The sequence below is a fragment of the Arcanobacterium hippocoleae genome (assembly GCF_040360365.1).
Classification (GTDB): Bacteria; Actinomycetota; Actinomycetes; order Actinomycetales; family Actinomycetaceae; genus Arcanobacterium_A; species Arcanobacterium_A hippocoleae_A.
The window spans coordinates 1,446,751-1,471,282 of sequence record NZ_CP136412.1 but is presented as its reverse complement, the minus strand read 5'-3'; the positions used below and the strand labels follow the sequence as shown (position 1 = coordinate 1,471,282).

27 protein-coding genes, 2 tRNA genes and 3 pseudogenes are annotated in these 24,532 nt (G+C 47.6%); 25 read left to right on the top strand and 7 right to left on the bottom strand.

Annotation, left to right across the window (positions count from 1 at the left end; translation table 11 throughout):
- The first annotated feature begins 12 nt into the window (after positions 1-12).
- The 5 genes from RQN30_RS07640 (at position 13) to RQN30_RS07620 (ending at position 1,008) form a co-directional block, all read left to right on the top strand.
- Positions 13-198, top strand: a complete 186-nt coding sequence (locus tag RQN30_RS07640) for a hypothetical protein (protein ID WP_353059964.1) — start codon at positions 13-15, stop codon at positions 196-198.
- The gene (locus RQN30_RS07635; RefSeq protein WP_353059963.1) at positions 177-467 is read left to right on the top strand and encodes a DUF3566 domain-containing protein; all 291 of its coding nucleotides are present in this window, start codon (positions 177-179) and stop codon (positions 465-467) included. The genes RQN30_RS07640 and RQN30_RS07635 overlap by 22 nt, the downstream gene beginning before the upstream one ends.
- A 215-nt stretch (positions 468-682) precedes the next feature.
- Positions 683-756 (top strand) — tRNA-Ile (locus RQN30_RS07630).
- A gap of 25 nt (positions 757-781) precedes the next feature.
- Positions 782-919 carry a hypothetical protein gene (locus tag RQN30_RS07625; protein WP_353059962.1) on the top strand — a complete coding sequence of 46 codons (138 nt, stop codon included), beginning with the start codon at positions 782-784 and terminating at the stop codon, positions 917-919.
- 13 nt (positions 920-932) lie between these two features.
- A tRNA-Ala gene (locus tag RQN30_RS07620) sits at positions 933-1,008 on the top strand.
- Positions 1,009-1,630: 622 nt separating this feature from the next.
- Here RQN30_RS07620 and RQN30_RS07615 read toward each other — a convergent pair.
- Positions 1,631-2,062: a transposase gene (locus RQN30_RS07615; RefSeq protein ID WP_491608720.1), complete on the bottom strand. Its 432-nt coding sequence runs from the start codon at positions 2,060-2,062 to the stop codon at positions 1,631-1,633.
- A gap of 24 nt (positions 2,063-2,086) precedes the next feature.
- Positions 2,087-2,407, bottom strand: coding sequence for a transposase-like zinc-binding domain-containing protein (locus tag RQN30_RS07610; RefSeq protein WP_353059960.1), 321 nt, complete (start codon positions 2,405-2,407; stop codon positions 2,087-2,089).
- Between the two features lie 640 nt (positions 2,408-3,047).
- Here RQN30_RS07610 and RQN30_RS07605 point away from each other — a divergent pair.
- From RQN30_RS07605 to RQN30_RS07570, 8 genes and pseudogenes are all read left to right on the top strand, one after another.
- Positions 3,048-3,374 carry a PadR family transcriptional regulator gene (locus RQN30_RS07605; RefSeq protein ID WP_353059959.1) on the top strand — a complete coding sequence of 109 codons (327 nt, stop codon included), beginning with the start codon at positions 3,048-3,050 and terminating at the stop codon, positions 3,372-3,374.
- On the top strand, positions 3,374-4,069 hold the full coding sequence (locus RQN30_RS07600; RefSeq protein ID WP_353059958.1) for a DUF5808 domain-containing protein: 696 nt from the start codon (positions 3,374-3,376) through the stop codon (positions 4,067-4,069). The genes RQN30_RS07605 and RQN30_RS07600 overlap by 1 nt, the downstream gene beginning before the upstream one ends.
- Complete coding sequence (locus RQN30_RS07595; protein WP_353059957.1) at positions 4,070-4,408, top strand: PLD nuclease N-terminal domain-containing protein; 339 nt, start codon at positions 4,070-4,072, stop codon at positions 4,406-4,408.
- Between the two features lie 6 nt (positions 4,409-4,414).
- On the top strand, positions 4,415-5,242 hold the full coding sequence (locus tag RQN30_RS07590) for an ABC transporter ATP-binding protein (protein ID WP_353059956.1): 828 nt from the start codon (positions 4,415-4,417) through the stop codon (positions 5,240-5,242).
- 2 nt (positions 5,243-5,244) lie between these two features.
- Positions 5,245-6,024 carry a hypothetical protein gene (locus RQN30_RS07585; protein ID WP_353059955.1) on the top strand — a complete coding sequence of 260 codons (780 nt, stop codon included), beginning with the start codon at positions 5,245-5,247 and terminating at the stop codon, positions 6,022-6,024.
- A 435-nt stretch (positions 6,025-6,459) separates the two neighbouring features.
- Positions 6,460-6,957, top strand: a pseudogene (locus RQN30_RS07580) (terminase TerL endonuclease subunit); the annotation flags it as partial.
- Positions 6,958-7,067: 110 nt separating this feature from the next.
- On the top strand, positions 7,068-7,643 hold the full coding sequence (locus RQN30_RS07575) for a hypothetical protein (protein WP_353059954.1): 576 nt from the start codon (positions 7,068-7,070) through the stop codon (positions 7,641-7,643).
- A gap of 26 nt (positions 7,644-7,669) precedes the next feature.
- Entirely contained in the window at positions 7,670-7,984 is a 315-nt protein-coding gene (locus tag RQN30_RS07570) for a hypothetical protein (RefSeq protein ID WP_353059953.1), read from the top strand.
- A gap of 1,416 nt (positions 7,985-9,400) precedes the next feature.
- Here the strand turns inward: RQN30_RS07570 and RQN30_RS07565 are convergent.
- The gene (locus tag RQN30_RS07565) at positions 9,401-9,688 is read right to left on the bottom strand and encodes a hypothetical protein (RefSeq protein ID WP_353059952.1); all 288 of its coding nucleotides are present in this window, start codon (positions 9,686-9,688) and stop codon (positions 9,401-9,403) included.
- A gap of 720 nt (positions 9,689-10,408) precedes the next feature.
- Between RQN30_RS07565 and RQN30_RS07560 the strand changes: the two are divergent.
- From RQN30_RS07560 to RQN30_RS07535, 6 genes and pseudogenes are all read left to right on the top strand, one after another.
- Positions 10,409-10,510, top strand: a pseudogene (locus tag RQN30_RS07560) (terminase); the annotation flags it as partial.
- Between the two features lie 14 nt (positions 10,511-10,524).
- Positions 10,525-11,264, top strand: a pseudogene (locus RQN30_RS07555) (IS3 family transposase); the annotation flags it as partial.
- An 850-nt stretch (positions 11,265-12,114) separates the two neighbouring features.
- Positions 12,115-13,191, top strand: coding sequence for a QVPTGV class sortase B protein-sorting domain-containing protein (locus tag RQN30_RS07550; protein ID WP_353059951.1), 1,077 nt, complete (start codon positions 12,115-12,117; stop codon positions 13,189-13,191).
- Positions 13,192-13,465: 274 nt separating this feature from the next.
- Positions 13,466-14,131, top strand: coding sequence for a Spy0128 family protein (locus RQN30_RS07545; protein ID WP_353059950.1), 666 nt, complete (start codon positions 13,466-13,468; stop codon positions 14,129-14,131).
- Positions 14,132-14,222: 91 nt separating this feature from the next.
- Entirely contained in the window at positions 14,223-14,858 is a 636-nt protein-coding gene (lepB, locus tag RQN30_RS07540) for a signal peptidase I (protein ID WP_353059949.1), read from the top strand.
- Positions 14,858-15,358 carry a hypothetical protein gene (locus RQN30_RS07535; protein WP_353059948.1) on the top strand — a complete coding sequence of 167 codons (501 nt, stop codon included), beginning with the start codon at positions 14,858-14,860 and terminating at the stop codon, positions 15,356-15,358. The genes lepB and RQN30_RS07535 overlap by 1 nt, the downstream gene beginning before the upstream one ends.
- Before the next feature lie 180 nt (positions 15,359-15,538).
- Here RQN30_RS07535 and RQN30_RS07530 read toward each other — a convergent pair whose 3' ends face one another.
- Positions 15,539-15,865, bottom strand: coding sequence for a hypothetical protein (locus RQN30_RS07530; protein ID WP_353059947.1), 327 nt, complete (start codon positions 15,863-15,865; stop codon positions 15,539-15,541).
- Between RQN30_RS07530 and RQN30_RS07525 the strand changes: the two genes are divergently transcribed.
- A complete protein-coding gene (locus tag RQN30_RS07525) occupies positions 15,864-18,998 on the top strand; it encodes a Cys-Gln thioester bond-forming surface protein (protein WP_353059946.1) in 3,135 nt (1,044 codons plus the stop codon). The two genes, RQN30_RS07530 and RQN30_RS07525, sit on opposite strands and share 2 nt — an antisense overlap.
- A gap of 385 nt (positions 18,999-19,383) precedes the next feature.
- Here the strand turns inward: RQN30_RS07525 and RQN30_RS07520 are convergent, their stop codons facing one another.
- On the bottom strand, positions 19,384-20,037 hold the full coding sequence (locus RQN30_RS07520) for a hypothetical protein (protein WP_353059945.1): 654 nt from the start codon (positions 20,035-20,037) through the stop codon (positions 19,384-19,386).
- Positions 19,986-20,303 (bottom strand): hypothetical protein, encoded by a 318-nt coding sequence (locus RQN30_RS07515; protein WP_353059944.1) that lies wholly within the window; start codon positions 20,301-20,303, stop codon positions 19,986-19,988. The genes RQN30_RS07520 and RQN30_RS07515 overlap by 52 nt, the downstream gene beginning before the upstream one ends.
- A gap of 292 nt (positions 20,304-20,595) precedes the next feature.
- Here RQN30_RS07515 and RQN30_RS07510 point away from each other — a divergent pair, with 292 nt between their 5' ends.
- Both RQN30_RS07510 and RQN30_RS07505 read left to right on the top strand, forming a co-directional pair.
- The gene (locus tag RQN30_RS07510) at positions 20,596-21,105 is read left to right on the top strand and encodes a peptidylprolyl isomerase (RefSeq protein WP_353059943.1); all 510 of its coding nucleotides are present in this window, start codon (positions 20,596-20,598) and stop codon (positions 21,103-21,105) included.
- Between the two features lie 438 nt (positions 21,106-21,543).
- On the top strand, positions 21,544-22,059 hold the full coding sequence (locus tag RQN30_RS07505) for a rhomboid family intramembrane serine protease (RefSeq protein ID WP_353059942.1): 516 nt from the start codon (positions 21,544-21,546) through the stop codon (positions 22,057-22,059).
- Between the two features lie 429 nt (positions 22,060-22,488).
- On the opposite strand, the gene RQN30_RS07500 is transcribed toward RQN30_RS07505, so the two are convergent.
- Positions 22,489-22,767: a cell division protein CrgA gene (locus tag RQN30_RS07500; RefSeq protein ID WP_353059941.1), complete on the bottom strand. Its 279-nt coding sequence runs from the start codon at positions 22,765-22,767 to the stop codon at positions 22,489-22,491.
- Positions 22,768-23,090: 323 nt separating this feature from the next.
- On the opposite strand from RQN30_RS07500, the gene RQN30_RS07495 reads away from it, so the two are divergent.
- Genes RQN30_RS07495 through RQN30_RS07485 form a run of 3 tightly spaced genes read left to right on the top strand, consistent with a single transcriptional unit; the run spans position 23,091 to position 24,300 of the window.
- A complete protein-coding gene (locus RQN30_RS07495; protein WP_353059940.1) occupies positions 23,091-23,231 on the top strand; it encodes a hypothetical protein in 141 nt (46 codons plus the stop codon).
- A gap of 26 nt (positions 23,232-23,257) precedes the next feature.
- The gene (locus RQN30_RS07490) at positions 23,258-24,145 is read left to right on the top strand and encodes a class E sortase (protein WP_353059939.1); all 888 of its coding nucleotides are present in this window, start codon (positions 23,258-23,260) and stop codon (positions 24,143-24,145) included.
- Positions 24,145-24,300, top strand: a complete 156-nt coding sequence (locus RQN30_RS07485) for a hypothetical protein (protein WP_353059938.1) — start codon at positions 24,145-24,147, stop codon at positions 24,298-24,300. The genes RQN30_RS07490 and RQN30_RS07485 overlap by 1 nt, the downstream gene beginning before the upstream one ends.
- Positions 24,301-24,532 lie beyond the last annotated feature (232 nt).

Here is a 24,532-nt window from a genome sequence, read left to right as displayed (position 1 = left end):
TGGAGTAGAAATATGACCACTGCTGATGATTACACACAACAGGCGCAAGCCCTGCCGACGGCAGAAAAAACATACAATGCGCAGCCGGTGATGAAAAAGCAGACCGTCGGTGTGCGCAGCGTGAAAATGACGGTTTCGCGGATTGATCCGCTTTCGGCAGTAAAAATGTGTTTTTGGTGTCTGTGGCAATCGGAATAATGCTTGTTGTTGCAGCGAGTGTGCTTTGGTTTGTATTTGACGCAATGCATGTTTGGGCAAGCATTAATGATTTCATTGGAACGTTAAAAAATTCGGCAATGATGCAGCTGGCGCAATTCCTTGAATTTGGGCGAATGATTCCATTCGTCGTGGTAGTGGCGGTGCTGCAAATCATTATGTTTACACTTCTCGGCGGTATTTTTGCTCTTGTGTTTAATGTCATATCCGTCTTGGTTGGGGGATTTAAAATTACCGTGACCGATGAATGATTACAGTAAATAATCACGACGGGATAATGCGGCTGAAATGTTCTTGCTTTACAACGGTTTTATTATTAATCGAAAGCTGCAATCCAGTTTAAAATGTGAAGTATATTGCTTAAATGGAATGAAGGCGGAAACGATTTGGAAAATCGCAGCGCGGTGAGTTAATCTAATTCGGCACGAGTTGATTAATTCCTGATTTCGGGAGTGCGTGCGGTTATGGGCCTATAGCTCAGTCGGTTAGAGCGCCACACTGATAATGTGGAGGTCGATGGTTCGAGTCCATCTAGGCCCACGGAGATTTACTTCAAGGAGGAGAGATGAAGAAAGTATTCTTCGCAATTCTCACTGTAGTGGTTGGATATCTTGGCTTTCTGAAAATTTCAGAACGTCTCGATAGGCAAGCGATTTGGCAACAAGCTACAGATGATGTAAACTTTTCCGAGTGGCCACGATAGTGGCTGATCCTTTGGGGGTATGGCGCAATTGGTAGCGCACCTGCTTTGCAAGCAGGGGGTTAGGGGTTCGAGTCCCCTTACCTCCACCACGACGCAGGCTGAGTGAAATGCAAGCTCGCTTGCATTTCCGAGACCAAGGAAATGATTGACGAGCAGGCAAAGCCTGCGAGGAACACCATTAAGACGCTCATTTTGATACAAAGTATCGAGGTGGGCGTCTTTTGTTGTGCGGGCGGTGTTTGTGCTTGTCAGGGCGGTACTGGTGGGTTAAGTAGCAGAAAGTGTGTTTTTATTCGGCGTGTTGAGGTGTTGTTTTAGGGCTTGTAGTGTCCTGCCCAGCCTTTTCGTAGGGTGAGTCCGTCCTCGTAGGGTGTGGTGAGGTTGATAGCGTGATCGATCTCGACTGGTCCTGGGCGTGACTTCTTGTGTTTCTTTTTACGGGGAATGATTGTCCGTTCTGGTCTGCCAGTATGGCACCACGCGTGGTAGATCTCGGTGGCAGTGAGTGGGAACTCGGTGTGCGTGTAGAGAAGCCAGTCGATTGCGGCGATCATGTGGTCCTCGTTCATTCCACGGTGGTGTAGGCACAGGCGGCTGATCATGGCGTTGACGGATTCGATCACGTTCGTGGTTGAAGGAGTTCGGTATTCAAGGAATGTGAATAACTGGCGGGTATCGAAGAGTCGTTTGAGCCTGTAGTACACTCGCCTGTCACGCTCGTGCGTGTACCAACCATTTCTTTTTCCGGATGAGTGCTTGTTGCGGGTCTTGATATGCCCAGGTACGTTCGTTGAAATACGTATGGTAAGTCTCGCCACACTGATGGAAGAGAAGCTGCCATTTCAACGCGTGAGTGATTGTTCGGACTTTCAGGAGATGGCGTGATAGTTCGAGCAATGCCTTACCTGCCATTGTTTTCGGGTGTCGGGTCAGATCAGCGAGATTGTTACGATGAACATGTACTAGGCAGCGTTGAATCCTTGTGTCTGGCCATACGTGTGCGATAGCTCGTAAAGCACCGTTCGCGCCATCAGTGATCACAACTATTGGTGGCGTGAGAGTGCCGAGCGGTGCCGTATAGGCTGGCGTGTTCTCACTGGTCGCCCACTGCCAGTTAAGAACGTGATGCTGGCTACGGGCAATCAGGAGCGTCCAGCCATGAGCAAGCTAAGTGCCATCAATGAATACGTAGGGCAAGATCTCACCTGTTGTTTCTCGCTCGGGTGTAGGTATTCGCCATGCTGGCGCGAGTGTGCGGCTCACAGTCCAACGAGAAGAACCGATCATGGTCTGATCGTATTTGCTGACAGCGTAGGAGATAAGAGCACGCAAGGCTTTTCGCTCAGACACATCCGTCCTGTATCGCGTGTAACTTGCTCCGCATTGAGTACACCTATAACGGATTTTTCCGCTACTTGTTTTCCCGTTCTTTTTCACGCCTGGTTCGTGACATGTCGGGCATACTATTCGTGATGCTGTTCGTCCCATGCGATTAAGCGTGGCAAAACCCTATAACACATCAACACCCCACACACGATCAAGCATGCAACGCTAAGCCCAAAAAGCTTACCAACCCCGATTTTTCACTATCACAGCAACACAAACCCAGAAATAAAGACACAGAATCTGCTACTTAACCCGGTTTTCTCGCGTACGTGTATGTACGTTTGATGCATTTTGTAAGTGCTCATATCAGTCCTGCATAGATACCAACAATATTAGATGGTCACGTACCGGGAGGAGTTCGACACAGACACCCTTAGCTCCGCAAGCCTTGGGACGGCCTTGTGGCCGTCCCAAGGTTATTTTTCGTTGTGGGAATTGAACCCGTGAGGGCTTGGGCCGTTTGGAAAACACGGTTAGCGTTTTTAGGCCCAAGTCGTGAAGCGGCTATGCCGCGAGCGGGGCAGCAGCGTAGCTGCTGCGCAATTCCCGCTAGATCCACCATTTAGAAGCTCATTTCGATACAAAGTATCAGGGTGGGCGTCTTTTGTTGTGCTGGCGCTGTGGTGCTGCAGCGTTTTTGCCCTGTCTCTAGGGTGCTTGACGAGGGAATTTTGAAGGTGAATTATTCCTCTCGTTGTGGTACTATGTTATGCAAGCAACCTGGTTAGGTAAAGGAGTGTGGATGGGTGAGTCGCAGTTACGTAAAGGTGCCATTGAGTTGATTGTTCTTGGCCTGCTTGCATCTCGTCCTTCGTATGGGGGTCAGCTTGTGGAGCGTTTTCGTGATGAGGCGGGGTTGGAGGTTTCTGCGGGGACGTTGTATCCGTTGCTTGCTCGCCTGCGTAAATCTGGGTTGCTGGATACGGTTTGGGAGGAATCTCCGGTGGGGCCGCCGAGGAAGGTCTATGAGTTGGCTGAATCTGGGCAGGTTCGCTTGGTGCAGCTGCGCTTGGAGTGGGAGGCACTTAATGCGGCAGTTGAACGGACAGCGAAGAAGGAGACGCGGTGATGAAGTGGTTTGGGGCTGATGATGAAGGCCGGTTACGTGTTTTAGGGATGCCTGTCTCGGGGCTTTGGTTGGGGCGGGCGGATGCCGTGTTGGATGGTTTTGAGCCGGAGAATCCGCGCTTGCTGATTCCTAGAAAATATGGGCTGGGTTGGGATATTAATCTGGGTGCTGTCGGTGTGAAGTTGGGGTTGATTCGTCCTGATGATTCTCTACCTGATCTGGCAGATTATGTTCCGGTAGCTTTGAAGCGTGGCGTGACATTGGCCACTATTGCTGGTGGGGTTAGTGTCGTGGCATGTGCGGTGGCTTTGAGTCGCAAAAGCCAGGTTCCTGTGCGATGGTCAACAACGGAGGCATCTCAAAAGTTTGCTTCAGGCAAGCTGCTTGCCCTGCCCCCGGTGGTATTGACGGGTGTCGCAACGCTGGCACCACGGGTTTTGCGGCGTGATGAGCCAGAATCCGGCGAGGCGGCTCGTTTAGCCAGTCAAGCTGATTTGCTGGGTGTAGAAGCTATGTCTTTAGCCTGGCTAATAGCGATGTGCCGCGCCGCTGATAAGTCCCCACTGAGCTGCTGGCTCACGGGAGCCTGCGCAATCCTGTGGCCCTTGGTTTCTGGCGGCACCGGACTTGCTTATGTGAAAACCGCGTTAGGGCAGTTAGAAGCCAAGCTGCATGAGTCAAAGGAGAACAGGTAAATGGGGATTAATGGGGTAGATAAATTGCTGGAGTTACCCACGCCAGCATTCATCGGAGTTTGCGTACTTATTGGTGTGCATTTGGTGGCGATGGTATGGGCTTTGCTTCGTTTATCGCGCGATAAACGAAGCCAAATAGCTGGACTAAATCGCCTGGCTTGGCTTTGCGTGATTGTTTTTGGCCAAACGATTGGTCCAATCACCTTTTTGGTGATGAATGCTCGCGAGCGTAAGCAGCTTAAGTTGCAGCGCGAGTACGAACAAGAATCCAGTCTTGAGCATCGTGAAGTTGATGTGACTTCCGTGGTGTCCAATCTCTATAAAGAGCAAAAGGAGTAGTTGAGTATGGATTTAGCGGTTGCCACCAGGGATTTGTCGAAATCTTTTGGTAAACATCGAGTGTTAAACAGCATCAATCTGCAGGTTCCGAAAGGGTCTTGCTATGGGTTTGTGGGGGCAAACGGGGCTGGTAAGACCACCACGTTGCGGATTCTTGCAGGCCTGGCTGCTGCCAGTAGCGGTAGTGCCACCGTGCTGGGCGCAGAACACGGCAAACTTCCAGTCAAACCCGTCCCCGGTGTTTCCTACCTGCCCGACGTTCCCCAAATCAGCCCATGGCTTGGCGCTAAGGATGCACTCATCACCCTGGCCAGGCTCAGCGGAATCACTCCAGACCTGGCGGCGGAACGAAGCGGTGAGCTGCTGAATCTGGTTAACCTTAATCGGGCGCCAGGGCGAGTTGGTTCTTTTTCCAGAGGTATGAAACAACGGTTAGGGATAGCAGCTGCACTAATTGGCGCACCGAAACTACTGTTAATAGACGAGCCAACTAGCGCGCTCGACCCGATAGGCAGAGCAGACGTCCTGGCGTTACTGCGTGAGCTGACTGGGGACGTGACGATAATATTTTCTTCTCACATTCTCACCGACGTTGCCAACGTCTCCACCCATGTGGGCATCTTGCATCGCGGCAACCTGCTCGCGCAAGGACCGTTAGAGGAGCTTCTCGCTCAACAAACTAAGCACGTCACGCTTAACGTCACCGTGCGCTCAGACCTTGCTACGGCAGTGACGGACGCTATTTGTGCTCTTGACGCTCAGGCACAGATTCGCCCCACCTTGACCGGTCTGGATGAACTGTTCACCAAACTAACCAAGGAAGGCGGCAAATAATCGTGAATACATCGAGTTTCTACTTGATTTGGCGCTATCAGGCTATCTGGCTGCTGCGTTCTTATGGTACGTGGATTATCGCCGGGGTGTTCGCCGTCCTTGCTCTCACCCAGGGATTGTTTACCCAATACACGCCGCACATCATCAAATTCCTGGCCGGGCCAGAAGTAACAGCGCTACTAGATTCAATGCCCGAACCTTCCTGGCAGCAAGCCTACGCTGGATGGATAAAGCACCTCACCCAAGTCCTTACCATCGTCCTGGTCGCAATGAACGCCTTTAGCTGCAGTGCGCTTACCGGCAACGGTGATATTCCTTTCATCTTCCCTGGCAGCGTGCGCCGCTCGCATTACCTCATCAGCTCGGCCTTTACCAGCTGGTTATTCACCTTGTTCCTTGCCGTTTTCAGCGCTGCTTTGACTTGGGTAGGAACCGTGCCACTATTCCCAGACGCAAACCTTGCCCCAATCATGCTGGCGAGTTTGGTTTGGGCAGTGCAAATCATATTGATTCACGGCATCCAAATTGTCGCGGCAACCCTCAAACAAGGTGTTGGTATGCCACTGGGAGCCGGATTCGCAGCCTACCTGCTGATAATGGTCTCAGCGATATTCACCCAGCAGGGCAACGAAACCCCACTGGGCCTCACCAGCCTAATCAATAACCTCGCCCAAAACACGCTTCAAATACCTTGGGCCTGGCCCTTGACGAGCAGCACTGTGCTAATCATTGCGTTACTTGCCGCCGCCACCCATATCTTCAACAGGGTAGAACTTAACTAGCCTAAAAATGCGGGGCACAGACTCGGTGAAACAGGTTACATATATTGAACGCGTAATCGCAGCGGTGCCTCACCTGCTGATATGAGCGCTATAGATTGTTGGTATGAATAATGGAGTTGTGTGGGTGCTTGTGTGAAAGAAAACGGTACGCGGCTAGTAAATCATCAACTTGCACCCAAACCCCACGGTCTGCACCCAAAATCCGGCTTGTATCAAAATGAACGTCTGAGTAACCACGACGCAGGCTGAGTGAAATGCAAGCTCGCTTGCATTTCCGAGACCAAGGAAATGGTTGACGAGCAGGCAAAGCCTGCGAGGAACACCATTTGGACGCTCATTTTGATACAAGGTATCGAGGTGGGCGTCTTTTGTCGTGTTAGTGGTGTTTGTGCTTGGGTTTTTGTGATCTGGCGGGCTAAGTGCCAAAAATAGTTGCTTATGGCGGCCCGTGATCACGTGCCATACGATTTGTGGCATCGGCAAGGATTCCGCGAAACCAACGAGGGCAACGTGGTTCACTATGACCATATTTGAACACGGGATTGAACAACTCGGGCTCAAATACAATATTCGCGAGATTGCCTACGACCGGTGGGGCGCCGTCCAAATGAGCCAAAACCTCGAAGGGCTCGGTTTTACGGTGGTGCCGTTCGGGCAAGGCTTTAAAGACATGGCCCAGCGTCCAAAGAACTCATGAAACTCGCCCTCGAAGGACGGCTCGCCCATGGCGGGCACTCGGTGTTGGTGTGGATGGCTGACAGCATCACTGTCTGCCAAGACCCGGCAGGCAACATCAAACCTGACAAACAAAAATTCACCGAGAAAATCGACGGCATCGTCGCCCTCATCATGGCCCTCGACCGAATCATCCGAGGCGGCAACGCCCACGCGGGCACCTCGGTTTACGACTCGCGTGGACTTTTAGTGCTGTGAATGCATACAAAATCGTAGATAGTTAGGTTAGCCTCATCTAGAGTTGGGTTAGTGCATCATCCGAGCACATAACACTCAACAGTCAATGTCGACGGTGACGGAGATAAAAAATGAAGATTTCCAAGTTGTTTCAGGTTACTGCCATTGGAATAGCTTTGATGTTGCCAACTTCAACTATGGCTTCCGCCTCTGAGCTAACTCCCCAAAGTGAACAATCGGTAGCCTATTTAGGTTTAAGTGACAGCTACGAGTTTCCATCTCAGACTGAGGGTTCTTATCGCTATGTTGGTGGCAACGATGCTGCAGACAACACAATCCAGCCTATGACTGCAACACGCGCTGCAAGGTTCATTGGGCGTATCGATGCACATAACGCTCACAAATCAGGATCAGAGGTCTCTGGACATGTGTCGTGGACTCTTATTAGTGGCGCGAGCTGTAAAATGGAGGTGAAGTCAACGCTAAAAGCGAAAACAGGGTGGTTCGGATATTCCACCAAGGCTTCGTCTGGCAGGGTATTGGTGTGGCCAGGCGGTGGCAGGGGAAAGGCTGCGGTTGCTCGGTATCGATGCAATGGAACCAAGAGTACAAAGTGGTATACCTACGGGGAAGGGTTTGCACCTGGAACTCAAAAACCTTTGGGGTATCACAACGGTAATGTAGTTACTCTTTCTTGCGGGGCTTAAATTGAATTGAGCGATGAGGATAGGCCATGCGATTTCACTCACTGCAAGTGCAAATCAAAGACAATGTGGTTAGTTCAAGTGGGGGTTGCGATTTTTCGCGCGACATTGCTGATGAATTTTATCTCTTGTCTCGTGCCCTGGGGTTTGAAGGTGAGAGGGATACCTATGCCGGTCTGTGGAGTACCCAGTTCGTGTATAACGACCATTCGCTTCTTGCAGGAGATTTTCTAGCTAGAGGTTTGCATCTAGATTTTTTGTGCGATAGTGATTATCCAGTTCCATTCGGCCCAATTCTCTTGTGCTTAGGGAAACGATTAGGCGAATTGCTCAATGTGAAGTAACGGAACTAGCTGTGGTGTGCGAGCCCTATTCAGTTGGCATGTCGGGTAAAAACCGAAAGAGCGAGGCGCGTCTTCAGGATTTCTTCAGTTTAATGACCGATGAGAATCCTCTCCCTAAGATTCAATGTTCAAGGATTAGTTTTGCGTGCTATGGTCAGCGGCATCTGGACGGGCAATCCGGGTCAGTAGCTTTGCCGAGGTCGCAATGCTACTTACCTGAGTTGGCGCTGCCATTTTCTGGGATCTGGTCACAGTGGGAAAGTGATTGTTTGCTTCATGCTGAAACGATTCAAATTGTCGCTAGTTAGTTAGCCTGGCGATTTTTAGCGCTACCCTGGGTCTTTCGGGTTGCTCGCAAGATATCATCGCACTTCTGGAGATAGCCAGTCAGCTATCCTGCTACGCCTTTCTCAAGGAACGCGTGAGGTGAGCGTGTTCGAGGATCCAATCTTTAGTGTGCTTCTTAATAAACCGGAGGCTCTCGATGAGGAAAATGCTCCAGCTCCCAAAGTTTGGAATATGATACATTATGAGCGCGAAAGAGCAATGTCGATACGCGTTGATAACTGTGCTGAACTAGACTTGTTAGAACTCATTGTTTATGATTAGATTGACTCTCAAGGTCGCCCGAAAGGATATCAATATTTCACAATATGTGAGGCTGGGTCGGTAGAGAAGTGTAGAGCAATATCGCTACTTCCTATGGAAGCACAACGTCTTATAGACTCCCCCGAATTTAACCATTTCGCCCTTGCTGGGATATGCATCAGTGATGACAGGCTGGATGCCGCAAGCTTTATCACGTTTCTGAAAAAACTTAGATTCTGCAGATTATTGCGCTTGCAGATCTAGCAAGTGGAGTGACCCAGGTCTTTAGCTCTGGGTCACTTGAGTGTCGTCCATATATGCCCTGGCAGGTAGCCAGGGAGAATGGGTGAATGGTGGAGAAGTCTAGTAAGCACACACCGGATCAGATTGTGCGTAGGCTGGAAGAGGCTAGCCAAAAGTGGGGCGTCGATGTACGACGAGCGCGGATACTAGTGTTGTGACTCGTTAGTCGCCATTCATCTTGGAAATCCGGGCCATCGCTTCTTCCTCGGTGATGGTTTCGATCTATTCCATGATGCTCTGGTTGAACATCTTGTATGGAGAGTCTGCAGGTTCGGTTTCGTCGTAGTCCATCAGCCGATTTGTAGCGTCCTGCCCAGCCTTTTCGGATGTGGAGGCCGTCGTCCCATGGCTGGTCGATGTTGATGGTGGTATCGGATCTCTACGCGTCTAGTGGAGGTCAGCGGGCCGGACCTTTCGTGTGGAAAATTCTGGAATCAAACGGGTGTTAACCCCTGAGCTGGATAGACAGGTGTGATGCTTGGATGTGCTTAATGCTTCTATTTTCATTGTGGAACGGCGGTGAGCCTACCGAGTTATTTTGTCGTCTTTCTCCTTGCGACCACGAAAGATAGCAACTCCGAGACCGACGATCAGCAGCCCAAGACCTAGAAGATAAGCGACTATGAATTCCCTCAACCCTGCCTGAGATCCCTGAGTGATCCAGTCGATACCGCCAAGGTATGCTGCAAAAGGTAGTGGTATTACAAGGACTGCAATGACAGTAAATACGAAAGCTAGGGGCTTGGGGAGATCCGTGTACTTTTTCTTATTAGTCATGTTTCTACCAAATCTCTTTAAAAGCGCATTTTCCAACTTGCCATGCGATTTGTCCCGGTAATCCGCCTGGGAGTGCTTTAGAAGCTATCTTCTTAATAACAAAAGAGGCGCCCTTTTTACCAAGGTTTTTGTTAGATTGCGATGCATAATAGAGGATGCAACTTTCCACTGACGCGATTTAAGCGCGCTCCGTACTTCACTATTGAAAGCTCGTTTGAGGACGTCCAGTCCGAAGCTTTTAGCTAGTCCGTTTCCTGCACATGAAGCGAATGAACTCCAGCTCTGCGTTGTAATAGCCCCCGGAAGCAATTGAGTGTCAGGGTCTACCACTAAATCGTCGTAGGTACCAATATTTCCATAATGGGCAAACTCGTTACTCATTTGATTTAGTAAATAAACGGTTTCAGGGTTATCGGTGCCGTAGAGTAGAACATCTTCTTTAGATGGTTCGGGGTAGGTTATTGTTGCATCTTCCGCGGCATCGATGCTCGAAGGGGACGTAGGTAATGTGACCTCCCTGCACTAGCGATACCTGATACCCCGAAAGTGAGTGAAGCTGCTAGAAGTGTGACAATTATGGTTTTATATCTAGAGTTTAGTGCCTTCATGTTGATTCCTTTGCTCTTCTGGGCGGTCCGAATATCTGTTCCATTTATCACTACGCTATACGGCTTCTGGATAGCAACAAATAACAGACAAGAGAAACTCAGAATGCCTTATTAGTGAGAGTGAAGTGAAACAGTGTCAAAATATGATATGAATCGTGGCGGACGCCGCGTCCGCGCGGGTGCGAAGCCCGACCCGTTGAACGAGAAGCTCGCCGCTGGCCGTCCTGCCACCCGTCTAGAGGATCCGCTTAATGAGACTAAGAGATTCACGCCGAGAATTACGGCGTGTATGGGGTAGGCAAGATGTGACATGCGCTCAAACAGCAAGGGATTGCCATTGGGAGTGAGCAAACCCGCCAGATCATGGCCTTGGCTTGTGTGGCAGGTAAACGCAAGGGCAAGAACCCGATCATCACACGCAAGGTGAGGATGTTGATACTCGCCCGGATCTCGTCCAGCGCGAGTTTAGGGCTGCAGCTCCGAACCGGTTGTGGGTTGCTGACATTACCTACGTGCGAACCTCTAACGGTTTCGTCTATGCGGCGTTTGTTACCGACGTGTTCTCGCGCAAGATTGTGGGCTGGGCATTGTCGGATTCCATGACAACTGAAGCGCTGCCACTGCAGGCTTTGAAGCAAGCGATCTGGAACGCCCGCTCAACCACAGGCTTGGTTCATCATAGTGATCACGGCTCTCAATACGTGTCTATCACATATAACGAGAAGCTCGCTGATTACGGGATTAAACCTTCTACTGGCACTGTGGGAGATTCTTACGATAACGCTTTAGCCGAGACAGTGAACGGGTTATATAAGACCGAGTTGATCTATAGCCAGCCTTGGGCGAGTTTGATGGACGTAGAATTCGCTACGTTCAACTGGGTTTACTGGTACAACACCCGCCGCTTACACGAGGCTCTCGACTACCGCACGCCAGTAGAAATAGAAAACATCTACTATGCTAAAAACGCTACCAGCAAAACCAAGCCAGTAGCGACAACATAAGAAGCAAACAAAACCCAGTACGCTTCAACCTTTTGACAAATAGCCCACCAATATAGAACTCATCAAATTCGTGCGAAACAGGTCAACCCCCTCATCGGAGCAAACGAAACACCACACCAAGAAATCACACTGATTTGCGTCTGCCTAACCGCTATCGACACCGTTGCCCGCAATATCGACCCGGCAGCAGCTATAGCTGGATCGCCTCCCAATCACGCACCGCTTGTGTAATGGATACAAGTTTCTGCCGCAGGTTTTGGAATAAGAGCAGCTTCTTGACTCGCTAGTTGTGTAAAATTATTTATTTTTCCGCAAATGCAGCGAATTATTTTCCGCGGATGTTTGTAATGGTTGCGGAAGTATTGTTAGTTATTTGTGTTGCTGTTGATTTCTCGTCTGAGGCTTGATGAAGTAGGTTTCAGTGGTTTCATTCTCCTGCTTTTAGATGTTCTGGCGTTGTGTCATGCTTTGCCTGTGTGCTTTGTGCGCTATGGCAATATGAGCAGTTTTGTAAAATTTTATTCCCGGATTTAACAGCTGTACATGGTTGTACGCTCTGCCGTGCAAATACCAAATTGTGTGAGATGAAACATGTTTATTTATGTTTACAGTATCTGAAAATATATCTTCCCACGTCAGGAATTCATATCAAGGCAGTGCACTATTTCCTAGAACCCGCCAATTATCTATGGAGTTGCGGGGGGGTTTTGTTACCGTTTTAGTGCATTTTATCGGAAATGTGTTTAAGCACACTAGTGCCAGTTTATGTGTTGGTGCTGCGGCAATGTAAGCCATCCGCATTGGGGCGTTTGGTGTGTGATGTGTTTGTTTTTCTGGGGAAGGTAGTTTTATGAAGAGAATAAAACTGATGGCATATGCGATAGTTGCTTCGCTGACTTTGAGCATGGGTGCTGGTGCGGCGTTTGCTGATGGTGAAGTCACTAATAGCGGCAATCTGTCGATTAAAAAGACGATGACGGTAGAAAAAGGCACGAGTGTACCTGCCGCGACCTTTGGTTTCACGATTACTGCTGCAGAAGTTGCTGATGGAACAACCATAAGTGGATTGCCTGTAAAAGCAGGTAAGCAGCTATCTAATAATGTTAATAATGCGCAGTTTACTGGTGAGGAAAAACTTAAGAATGAAGTAGCTACTGCTACTACTTCAGCATCCTATAATTTCAATGAAAAACAGAATGTTGATTATGCGGATCAAAAGAATACAATTCAGCGCTATGTAGTTAAAGAAATGGCTACACAAGTTCCTGGCGTTACTGTAGATGATAAGCAGTTCTTGCTTGATGTGTATGTTGGTAATGATGGGAATGTGAAGTATCTTGTTGGTTACGACACTACAGATGGTAAGACTGTTGGCAATAAGGCTCCGATTGTTTTCAATAACAAGTATAAGTCTCATTCTTTGACTATCAGCAAGATTGTTGAAGATACTACTGCCTTTGTTGATGAGAATGCAGAATTCGAGTTTAACGTGACTGTAAATACGCTTGCGAACTCAGGCGTCACTAAGCTGACTGCCAAGACTATTAAAGATAATCAGCCAGTTGCCAATTCGAGCAATCCTGCAGAAGTGACGGTAGGTAAAGAGACTACTTTCAAGTTGAAGAATGGCGAGAATTTTGTTCTTTCAGGGCTGCCTCAAGGGATGACCTATAGCGTCAGCGAAACTCCGAACGCTAACTATACGGCGAAAGTTCAGGTGAACACCGAAGCTGAGCAGGCAAGCAGCGAAGTGCAGAATCAGGCGATGGCTGATAAAGATAGCGCAGTGAAATTTACTAACACCCGTAATCCAATTACACCGACTGGTGTGCTGCTGAACGTCGCTCCGTATCTCGTCGCTTTAGCTGTTGTTGCTATTGGCGGTGCATGGTTTGTTTCCCGTCGGATGAAGCAGCGCCAGGCTTAATCCGGGAACACAGCTGCTGCAGCGCAGGCGCAGCGAGATGTGTGATAACAGATTCCTGCTGCGGGTGGGGTGCAAAGGTAATTGCTGATTCCAGTACCCCACCCCGGTACAGGTCAACATCGAAAAGAACACCGAAGTATCAGGGTGGTTGCTTCTCTCAGAGCTGCGGCGGGCACGCGGCGTTTTCAGCGGGTCCGAGTGAGTAATGGGGAGATGGTTTTTGCGTAGTTGGCTTTTAAAAAGTAGTTGGCTCTTAATGAGGGGTTGTTTGTTAGTGAAACTGCATGTACGAAAGTCGTTAATTGGTATATTAGCGCTGGTAGGAGTACTGATACCGAGTCTCGGATCAGCTGCATATGGGCAGACATATGGGCAGACATCCGAACCGGGCGGGAATTCAGTCATTCTTCCGGCAGTTGAGGTCAGTGTGCCGGAAAATGCAAATCTGGATGGTGTGCCTGCCGGTGTCTTCACATTCGAGCTTCATGCTGCACCTGGCACTCCCCTGCCGGAAAATCCGCAAGTTCGAGTGAGTGCGGCACAGGATACCCATCTGAAATCAGCTCTCTTTGCTCCAATCACGTTCACTGAGGTCGGTGAATATCACTATACGCTGCAAGTCGTAAATCCCGACGCGGTTTCGCGGTGGTCAATTGATCCGCTGTCCTATGCGTTAACGGTGAAAGTCGAAGATTTACAGGGCACAGTATCAGTTACCGCCCATCGTGCCGGCAGTGACGAGAAAGCTACGCGAATCCATTTCACAGCTGCACCAAAAATGCCGGATTTACCGAAAGATTCGTCGGGATTGCCGAAAACGGGTGCTGCGCTGAACACTGCCATTGGCGCAGGCGTGCTTTTACTTGGTTCGGGCGTGCTGTTCGCAGTTATTGCACGCCGTTATTTTCGAGGTAAAAATAACAGCTTCCGGCTCGATTAACAGAGCAGATACGGGAATTGCGAAACGTTTCAGCAGCCAGTAAAGCGGGCTGAGAAAAAGATTCAGGAACGCAGCGGCAAAGGGGCTTGTGATGATTGCGGAACAAGATTCGGATAATCAGAGCGGGAGTGCGGAGCGGAAAACACACGATAACGTAACTGCTGATGCTCCCAGCACAGTCTCCCCTGATATGACTGATGATTTTCCAGGTTCGGCTGCCGATTCTCTTCCGCGTTCTGCTGTACGGCAGTTGCTGTTGCGTCTTGGAATAAAAGTTGCCGTTGCGGTTGGAATAATCGCAGCACTCTTTACATGGGTGTTTGGCGTTGTATTTGTGCAAGGAGAAGCAATGTTCCCGGGTGTGCGTGACGGTGATATTGCACTGTTTTATCGCTTATCTGGGAATCCGGTAGTTGGAGATGTGGTTGTGTACGATGTCCGGAATTCCCGCCTGATCGGCCGCGTAGCTGCAATGGGCGGCGATAGTGTTGATTTTAGTGACCGCGGCGAATTAATTGTCAACGGTGCAGCGCAGCAGGAAGCAATCTATCTTCCGACTAATCCGGTGCCTGGCGGGGTGGAAACGCCTTATCAGGTGCCGGAGGGCTGTTATTTTATTCTTGGCGATAACCGGCCTTTTACGACTGATTCGCGTTTAATCGGAGCAGTATGTGAAGAATCTGTACGTGGAAACGTGATTAATCTGTTCCGTCGGAGGGGAATCTGATGGGTAAACAGATTGGGATCCGTGCCTTGCGCGGCATTGACCGTTTAGTGAATCTTGGAATTATTCTGATCCTGGCGCTGACCGGACTTTATGGCGGTCTTGGCTTATGGGATGTGTTGAACATTTATCACAAGGCTGGTGTTAGTGCTGAAGTCATGGGATATAAGCCCGACGGCGGCAACGGGCTATCTTTTTCCGAGCTGCGTGCCGTAAATCCGGATGTGGCGGCGTGGATCGAAATTCCTGATACACCGATTGATTTTCCGGTGCTTCAGGGTGAATCGAATATGGAGTACATAAACCGCGACGTGTCAGGTGATTTTTCACTGGCAGGAAGTATCTTTTGGATTATCGGAATCGCCCCGACTTCAGCGACCCCTACAGTATTATTTACGGGCATCATATGGAAGCGGACGCGATGTTTGGTTCTTTGCCCAAGTTCTGTGAACCGGAATATTTTGCGCAGCACCGTGCAGGGAAGTTGCTGCGTCCAGGTGTGACTGAGCAGATAGAAGTGTTTGCTTGTGCGGAAACAGATGCTTATGACCACGTCTTATTTAATCCCAATATAAACACTGCATCTGAGCGTGAGATGCTGCTTGCACGAGTGCAGGAAAAGCCCGGCAATATCGGGATATTGCGCTTTCTGATAATGAGCGGATTGTGGTGTTATCAACGTGCTATGACGCTTCAACGAACGGGCGGATTCTGGTGTATGGAAAGCTTGTTGCAGCTGCTTCTCCCGTTAGTGAAAACAAAGGGAAAGCACAACTCTGCCTGGAGGTGGAGCGGTATGAGCGAATACAGACTGTTATGAGTGCGGCGTCAGCGACGGTGCTGGCAATATGCGGCGGATAGATTGTCTGTGTTTCGTCACGGGTTTTTACCGGAACGACGGGCAGAGAAGCAGTGAAAGAAATGTATAAGCGTAAGTATTTGTCAATAGTTGGCGTGTGGTAATGAAAGGTTAGCGTAATGCGACGGCAAGAAAGAGCAGTAATGGACATGAGTAATACTCAATTCGGAACAAGTATAGCGAAACAGGCGTGGATCCGCTTAATCTTGGCGTTTATTCTCGCATCTTCCCTGCTTGCGGGGATGTTGAGTGGTTTACCGTCGGCATCAGCAAATGATGAAGAAAAAGCTCAAAATTGGCGGGTGGGGGCATATCCGTATAGTGACAGTAAATTGACGCACGCGTATTTGAGGTTAACTCATCCGGAAGAGGATAGCTGGGTTACGGATGGTTATTGTCTAAATAAAACGAAAACAGTTCCAGGATTCTATGAAGAATATCCTTATTCTGTTGGTCGTCTCGCAGATAGAAAGTCACTTGGGAATTATTTTACTACTCCGCGTAAGGATAACCGGGAGTTAGCTGCGCATGCTGTGGTCTTTGCGTTATATCACGGGTATCCAATGGATGCTTCGAAGAAAAGGGAAGAATTTGGTTTAACTGAGGATGAAGCGTCATTTGCCACACAGCGTGCAATCCACTGGTGGACTGACTGGGATAAGACTGAAGATTGGGATGATACTAAAAATATTGCTGATTATCTACAAGGTGAATCAAAAGTACATCAACATTTCAATGAGATGATGAAATACTTTCAGTGGCTAACCGATGAGCGTAATTTTTTACTTTATCCTGTTCCTAATGATGTCGATATTGTTGTCGGCAATCCTAAGGGTGAAAAAGCTGATGAGTATCAGGCTATTGTGGCGCTCATTTTACGTGAACGAGTTGTTGATGTGGAAAAACATGACCAGGTAAATACTGATACAAAACTGGACAATGCGGGCTTTACTTTCACTCGTGTCAGCGAAAAAACTGACCCAGTATTGAAAGCGTATTTAAAAGCTAACTCCAATGGAATTACAGACCGATTTCAGGTGATGAACTTTGCAAATAAAGGAACTTCGAATTATTTCACCTATAAGGTGAAAACAGGCGCGAATGGTCATAGTGAAAAGGACGTAAAAGCAGGACAAACATGGACCACTGACCCCGTAGAGGGATGGCCTGCAATAGTGTCTGGTTTGTATAAGCTTGAAGAAACAACTGCACCGTCTGGTTATCAAGCAATGCAGCCAGCTTATATTTGGATTAAACCTTCAGGGCAGGCAGCTCTTGTTTCTGCGGAAAATGGTAATTTCAAAGAAGTGCAACGTGAAGATATTAAGATTAATAGCGAAGAGATTAGCACGGGCGGATTTACAACACATAAAATCACGTTCAGTATTGGTGATGATTCAATCCCTGCAATACCACAGTTAGTGAAGTTCCGGAAAGTAGATGAGAGCGGAAACAGGTTAGATTCTGCTTCCTTTACTATTACAAATACCACTGATTCGGCTGATGTACAGACAATTAACAGCTCTAAAACTGTGGATATTGAGAAATCACTGAAACCAGGAACATATATATTGAAAGAGACTGCCTCCCCTGTCGGGTATAAGACGGCAGATGCGCCTGTAACGTTTACGGTCACGCCGCAAGGTGAGATTCAGTTAAAGTCACCATTTTTATCAATCTACAGTCTTGCTGATGAGAACAAAACTCTCGTAATTAAGAACGAGAAAATCCCAGCCGGAAAAGATGTAAAGGTGCGCTTCAGTAAGTTTGCTGATGGGCAGCTCGGGAAAGAACTTCCTGGCGCAACGCTTGCAATCTATGAGGGTGAACATGTTAACCAAGTGCCGGATTCTGCGAAACGAAAAGAAACTTGGGAGAGCGGTCAGGCTAAAGATGTAACACTCGCCGCTGGTGTCTACACATTTGTGGAAACAAAAGCACCTCAGGGATACGGCATTGCGAAGAATATTGTCTTCAAGATTGCAGATGGTAAGGCATACCTGAAAGCTGAGAATGGTAAGTGGATTGAGTGGAGTAAATACGCCGTCGCTGAGGCAAAACCGTTAAAGGCATACAGCGATTTCATGGACGACACCTATTCGTGGGGAACAACTCCATACGGCAAGAATTACTATATCGACCGGAAGAGCGATTCTTCGTCAACTGCTGGAGATGAAGTGATTTACTGCTTCAATATTTCTTTGAAGCAGCCAACGGATTCTTACGACTACGGCGATACAGTCGATCCTGACGGTTTTAATCCTGCGCCTACATATACCGCCAAGTATGGAAAGGATATGTTGCTTTCCTACGCAAGTAATCCAAAGATTAAGGATCCGGAAAAATTCGCCGACGCAATTCAGCGCGTTCTGTATGCCGGATACCCGAATAATAAGAAAAATCTGCAAAATGGAATCAGCGATACCGCTTTCCGCACGGTGACGCAGCTTGCGATTTATAACTTTACGGATTCATTTGATTTGAAAGCGTTAGAAAAGGCTACAGGGCAAGATCAGCACGGTTTTGGCGGAATTCTTGAACCGCAAAATAAGCAAATCAAAGAAGTCTACGAAAAACTGATTGAATTCGCTAACAGTAATAAACCAATGACTGATCCAGTGGATGTGCCGTTGTATGTGCCAAGCAATAACAAGTTCCAGAGCTTTGTGGGTACTTTGGCGAATAAGCCGGAACTTATCCCCGTCGTCGAAATGATTGATAAAGAAAAGCCGGCAGTGGTTACTGGAAGTGTGAAAATCTCGAAGCTCGTGGCTGGCGAATTTGGAGATCGAGAGCAGGAATTCGATTTCTTCTTGCGCGTGAATCCAAATCCGGCAACGGGAATAACTGCAGGGCAAACCTTTACCGCGAAGAAATACAACGCACAGGGAGAACAGCAAGGTACAGAGATAGCGGTAAAAGCTGCTGCCGCTGGAACCGAAACCACGCCTGTGAAACTCAAACACGGCGAATATGCGGTAGTTGAAAACATACCAGTTGGGACTGCCGTAATCTCGGTAAGCGAGAAACAAGAACCGGGCTATATCCTCACCGTCACGGAAAATAGTGCAGTTCACAACGATCCGCTCAATGATACGAACTACGATGTAACAGAAAACCAACAGACGAAGATTGTGTTTACAAATACGCGGGATATTACGCCGACGGGTGTAAACACGAGCTTGCTGCCTTATCTGCTGGCTCTCGGCCTGACGGGAGCTGCTGGCAGTATCTGGCTGCTAGCGCTGGTGCGTCGGCGGAATAGCACTCGCAGAGCGGCATAACCAGCATTTCAGCTCGGGCAAAGTTTATGCGTTCGCCTGCCTTTTGATTGCGAGACACGACAGTTAAAGGCAGGCGAACGCAGCTGTACGGCATAGAGAACAAACACCGGCAGCGCGCTATTCAGTTCGTGATAACAATTTGTTTTGCTTGCGCAGCTGTTTTGCTCCGGAGACTGCATCCTGATCCCGTTGAGCTTATTTTGCGGAGAATAGGAGAACAAATAAAAGCGGCACCGACTTCTTATCCGAAACACACAGAATCAGTTTCAGAGAGTCAGTGCCGCTTTCGCTGTTCAGAATACTTGAGTTACTGAACTAGCAAATTACTAAAGGATACAGCAACCCCTAACCGTGCAGTTAAAGGACTCACGCGTAACGGTAGAGTTTACTTTGCTTCCTTGGTTTTCGATTCTACTGCGTCTTTTGCGTCCGCAATCTTTTCGGCAGCAGCATCTTTCACTTCTGCTGCTTTTTCAGCAGCGCCGTCGGCAATTTTTTCAGCTGCGTGTTTTGCCTGCGAAGCTTTCTCCGAAGCGGCATCTTTTAAATCTTCAGCTTTTTCTGCTGCGGCGTCTTTAAGCTCCGCAGCTTCTTCCGGAAGCTGCACATCTTCCCAATATGCTTCCGCCCAAGGATCTTCTTTTGGTTCGCTCTTTTTCCAAGCACAATAACCAATTGCTGCTGCCGCACCTGCAAGCGCCAAGAAAATTATTCCCTTATGCCCTTTCTTATCTTTCTTTGGCAGATACTGTGCAAGTTCAGTGCCGGCGAGAGCTTTCTGAATCTCTCCTGACGCTTTCGCAGAGAGCTTCTTTGTAGATTTCGCAACTTTCTTTGCGTCTTTCCGATAACGCTTTGCCGCCTTTTTTGCTTGCTTTTCAGCCTTTCTCCGCGCACGGCGGCTGAGCTTCTTGGTCTCTTCAACCACAGGAGCAGCTGTATCGGAAACAGCAGCAACTGCTGCCTGGGTAGCAGCTGCAGCTCCCGCTACCAGTTTATCTTTGCTTTCAACAACCTTGTCAGTAAAATTCTGTGCCATCGGGGAAATCTTCTCTTCAAATCGTGAGCTACCGGAGTGACTTTTTCTTTCAAATCCTGCGCTACCGGAGTAACTGCTTTTCCAACTTCTTCAATTTTCGGCCCCGCCCAATCGCGAAGCTTTGCAACGCTGCTTTCTGCATTTTCGCGTGCAGTTTCGAATGCTCCAGTGAGCATTTCATGAGCTGTTCCCTTTAGCTCATTTGCCGCTGCTTTTCCCTTTCGGGAAGTGAGCATATCGCGCACTTTTACATATGGACATGCCATTTTGGCCTCCAAATCCTCGAACAATATTTGCCGATACTTCCGCAACAGCTGCACACAGAAAAGTTCGTGTTTCCAAATCGAAACTGATTCAGAACTACTGATTCAAAATTACTGCGGGCACGCCGTCGAAAACGATAACTTGTACTCAAGAATATTCGATTTTGGAAGCAAAAGGCAGATATTAGGCAAAATTCAGCTAATGGCAAGCAGAAATTCTGCTCTTAGAAAGCGGCAGGAAAATATTCAGGTTAAATTTCGTGTTTGGAATGGAAAATGTGGAAAAATATAATGCATGAAAGCAACATTAAAGACTAACTTTGGCAATATCGAGATTGAACTTTATCCGCAGTTTGCTCCGGAGACGGTCGCAAACTTTACCGAACTTGCTGCTGGTAAGCGTGAATGGACTGATCCGAAGACTCGTGAGAAAACCACCCGCCCGCTTTACGACGGCACTATTTTCCATCGGGTGATTGACGGATTTATGATTCAGGGCGGAGATCCGCTTGGTACGGGAACTGGCGGTCCAGGGTACCGTTTCGGGGATGAGTTCTCTCCGGAAGTAAACTTTAATGAACCTTATATGCTGGCAATGGCAAATGCCGGGCCGGGAACGAACGGATCACAGTTCTTTATTACTGTGGCTCCGACTACTTGGCTGCAGAATAACCACACTATTTTCGGAAAAGTCACTGACGAAGCTTCACAAGCGGTTGTGGATAAGATTGCAGCTACTGCAACGGGTGCGATGGATCGCCCGATTGAAGATGTCGTAATTGAAACGATTATTATTGCAGAATAATCGTGAAATCTTGGAGCAGAAAGTTTCCTTACTGCGCTAATTCACTTAAGCATTGCGCATATCGGCAATATTTATTAAAACAGCATTCCGGGATTAGCGCGGGAAGATAATTCCAGTAAAAAATTCTCGGCGTGAAACTAAAACTAACAGAAAGCGGGTCTAATTTGTAGGCTCGCTTTCTTAGTATTTATTAGTATTTACTTTTGGTTTAACCGAAAGTTATTAACGGCTGGATTTTACTATTTAAACTTAATTGTTAGACGAAATGCAGCGCCTGAGTACAAAGCAAATTAGCGGTGTAAATCAGGATTTGCAGCAAAAGAAAACGAAAAATGGAGCATTAAACATGAATTATTATGAGAATCGCAGGTATGGGGAAACCGCCCGAATTGGCTGCGAAAAATAAATCGTGGATTTCATGCACTGTTTGGGAATCCGATGCCGATGACGGCGGCATTAATCGGGATCACTGTCGGATTCTATATAATTACTTTATTTTCGTGGTCATTAAATTTGGCGATGCTTTTCTATGCTCCGCTTGCTTTTGCTGAACCGTGGAGATTTGTGACAGCGGCGCTTTTACATTCGGGCATGATTCATCTTTTCTTCAATATGTATTCGCTTTGGCTGTTAGGCGGATCCGTAGAGCCGGCTTTCGGAAAATGGAATTTTCTGGGACTCTACGTGTTTAGTGCAATTACGGGAAATTTGTTTGCTTACGGATATGCCGTGCTGACTGGCGGAATGAATCTGATCCTTGTTGGTGCTTCGGGTGCGATTTTTGGACTTTTTGGGGCGCTGCTGGTATTAACACGGCACATTAATGGAAATACGACGGGGATTTTGATTGTGCTCGGGATTAATTTGCTGATTGGGGTTACAAATCCGCAGATTTCATGGCAGGCACATATCGGCGGATTTATTGGGGTGCGCTTTACACTTTTATATTTATGAAGATATTGCAGATGCGCCGGCGTTCTCGCGGCTGGAAGTAATAAAAGTAATGAAGAAGTAAGGAAAGTAATTAATCAGAATAATCACGGTGAGTATCTGCTGATGAGTATCTGCCGATGAATGGCAGTAAGTTTGCGGAAATAGGATAATTTGATTCTCGGAAATTACACTATTGTAATTCTCCACAGGTGTGTATTATCTTGTGGATAATTACATGGGTGTAATTTAAGTTCTGAATCAGTTTCTGAATCTGCGGATTGATTAACTAACCAGTGCAGATTAAACGGATTCGGTAAAAGTATTTCAGCAGCAACTCACGGATAACATAAAAAGCACACCGCTGCTGCGCTGCAAAGAAAGATTCTGCAAAAAGCTGCGGTGTGCTTAATCTGTAAATAATTTGTACTTAATCTGTGTTTTCGTGAAAACTTACTTCCAGCCCATCGTCATTAAAAATCCGACAAGCATAATCCCGATACCGACGAAAAGATTAATATTTCCATTCGCGAGACCAGGGATTGGCCATGCGCCATTGGTAATGTAAGCAGTTACGACAATCAACAGACCGATAATTGCCAGAGTCACCATCAGCGGTGCATACCAGCGCGGAGACTGTGCCGGTGTCTGCTCGTAATGATCTTCATTCCTTTGCCGGGCCTTTGCACGCTCAGCTTCTACTACCTTCTTACGTTTTTTCGATTCAGGCATAATCAAATCCTTGATAGTTCGTATTAAATAATTACCTATCCTTAGAATATCGGTATTACGCAAATTAGCGAAATAAAAACCGAATCTTGGCAAAATCAGTACGGTATCCGAAACGGCTGCAATTTAAATAGTTGTGAAAAATAGTTATGAAAATATGACGTTCGCAGCAAAATTTTTGCGGATAACTGAATAATAGCCGCAATACTTTTCTTGACTGGGCGGGAAATTTATTTCAGATTAAAATTACCAGTGACTATTCAGCTAAAGATTGCTAGCATTGGGTAAAAATCTCGGAAATGTTCATATCCGCGAAAGGATAATGCATGGTGAACACAGAAAATCAATCCGGTAAAATTCCTTTCCGGATGCAGCTAGATACGGAAAAAGTTTCCGCAGATACTGCGGAATACCGTATCCCGGCAAATACAAGGCTGAATGGTGAAGCAAGGCATAAGAAAAAGTAAATCCGCGGCGCCGCGGATTTTTCGCAATGTTTTTCCAAATTGTCGGGGAACTCTTAATCACTGCAGGAATTCTGATTGGGCTATTCGTGGTCTGGACTGTTTGGTGGACAAACGTCGTTGGTGAAAAAGCTATTAAAGAAGAAGTGGTGGAGATTCATGAAGAGTATGGTGAAGCTCCGTCGATATATGCGAAACCGCAGCCTGGTCCGCCCCCGGAAATCGCAGAACCGAAGAAAATCGGTGAAACTATTGGAATCATCCATATTCCTGATTTTGGATATGATCATCAAACAGCAATCAAAGAGGGAACCGATAATTGGGTTCTTGATCAGGGTGTTTTCTCGCATTATAAAGGTACGGCAATGCCGGGAGCAGTCGGTAATTTCTCCACGGCAGTACATCGTGAAGTTCGCGGCGCGCGAATGAAAGAAGTCGAAATCCTAAAAGAAGGCAGTCCGATTGTTGTCGAAACAAAAGATACCTACCTGGTTTACAAAATAGTCTCCACAGAAATTGTGGATCCGACGGATATTTATGTAATTCAGCCGGACCCATTTGCAATTAAAGAACAGTGGGAACGCAGCCATACTTTACAAAACCCGGTTCCGAACCGCAGACTTTTAACGATAACTACATGCCATCCGCTTTACATGTCAACACATCGTTACATTGTCCATGCCGAGTTTGACTATTGGGTGAAACGAAGTGAAGGAATGCCGAAAGAGTTAATTGATCCGCACACTTTGCAGATGAGCGAAAATCTGAATTTGAATTCTGAAAATAAAACGTTTGAAAAACAGCAGATTTGGGCCGAAAACCAAACAGATAAGCAGTCTTTCCCGCTGCCGGCAATCAACATTGCGCAAGCGCAAAACATTTCAATCACCCGTCTGGACGCAGTAAAGGAGAACTAATGTACGGTTTTATTTGGCGGTATCTTCCTGGTCCGAAATGGTTAAAAGCAATTGAAGCTGCAGTAATTATTTTTGCAATCGTTGCGTTTCTTTTCACCTATGGATTCCCGTGGATTAATGACTACCTCGGACTCAACGAGAACACAGTAGGCTAAACCAACCAGTGCAGATTGAATCTTTAAATTCGCACAATATCTGTGCGAAACTGGATTCGCTGATTAACTGATCTGAATTCGGCACGCCGCAATCTGCAAAAGCAGTCTATTGAAAACCCAGTCCAAACAATTTTGGTTAAACAAGTAAAGAGATACCGCGATAGCGGCAGAAAATCCGGAGCAGAAACCAAAAGCAAAAATAACGACGGGTAGTTGCGAGACTTTTCAGCAA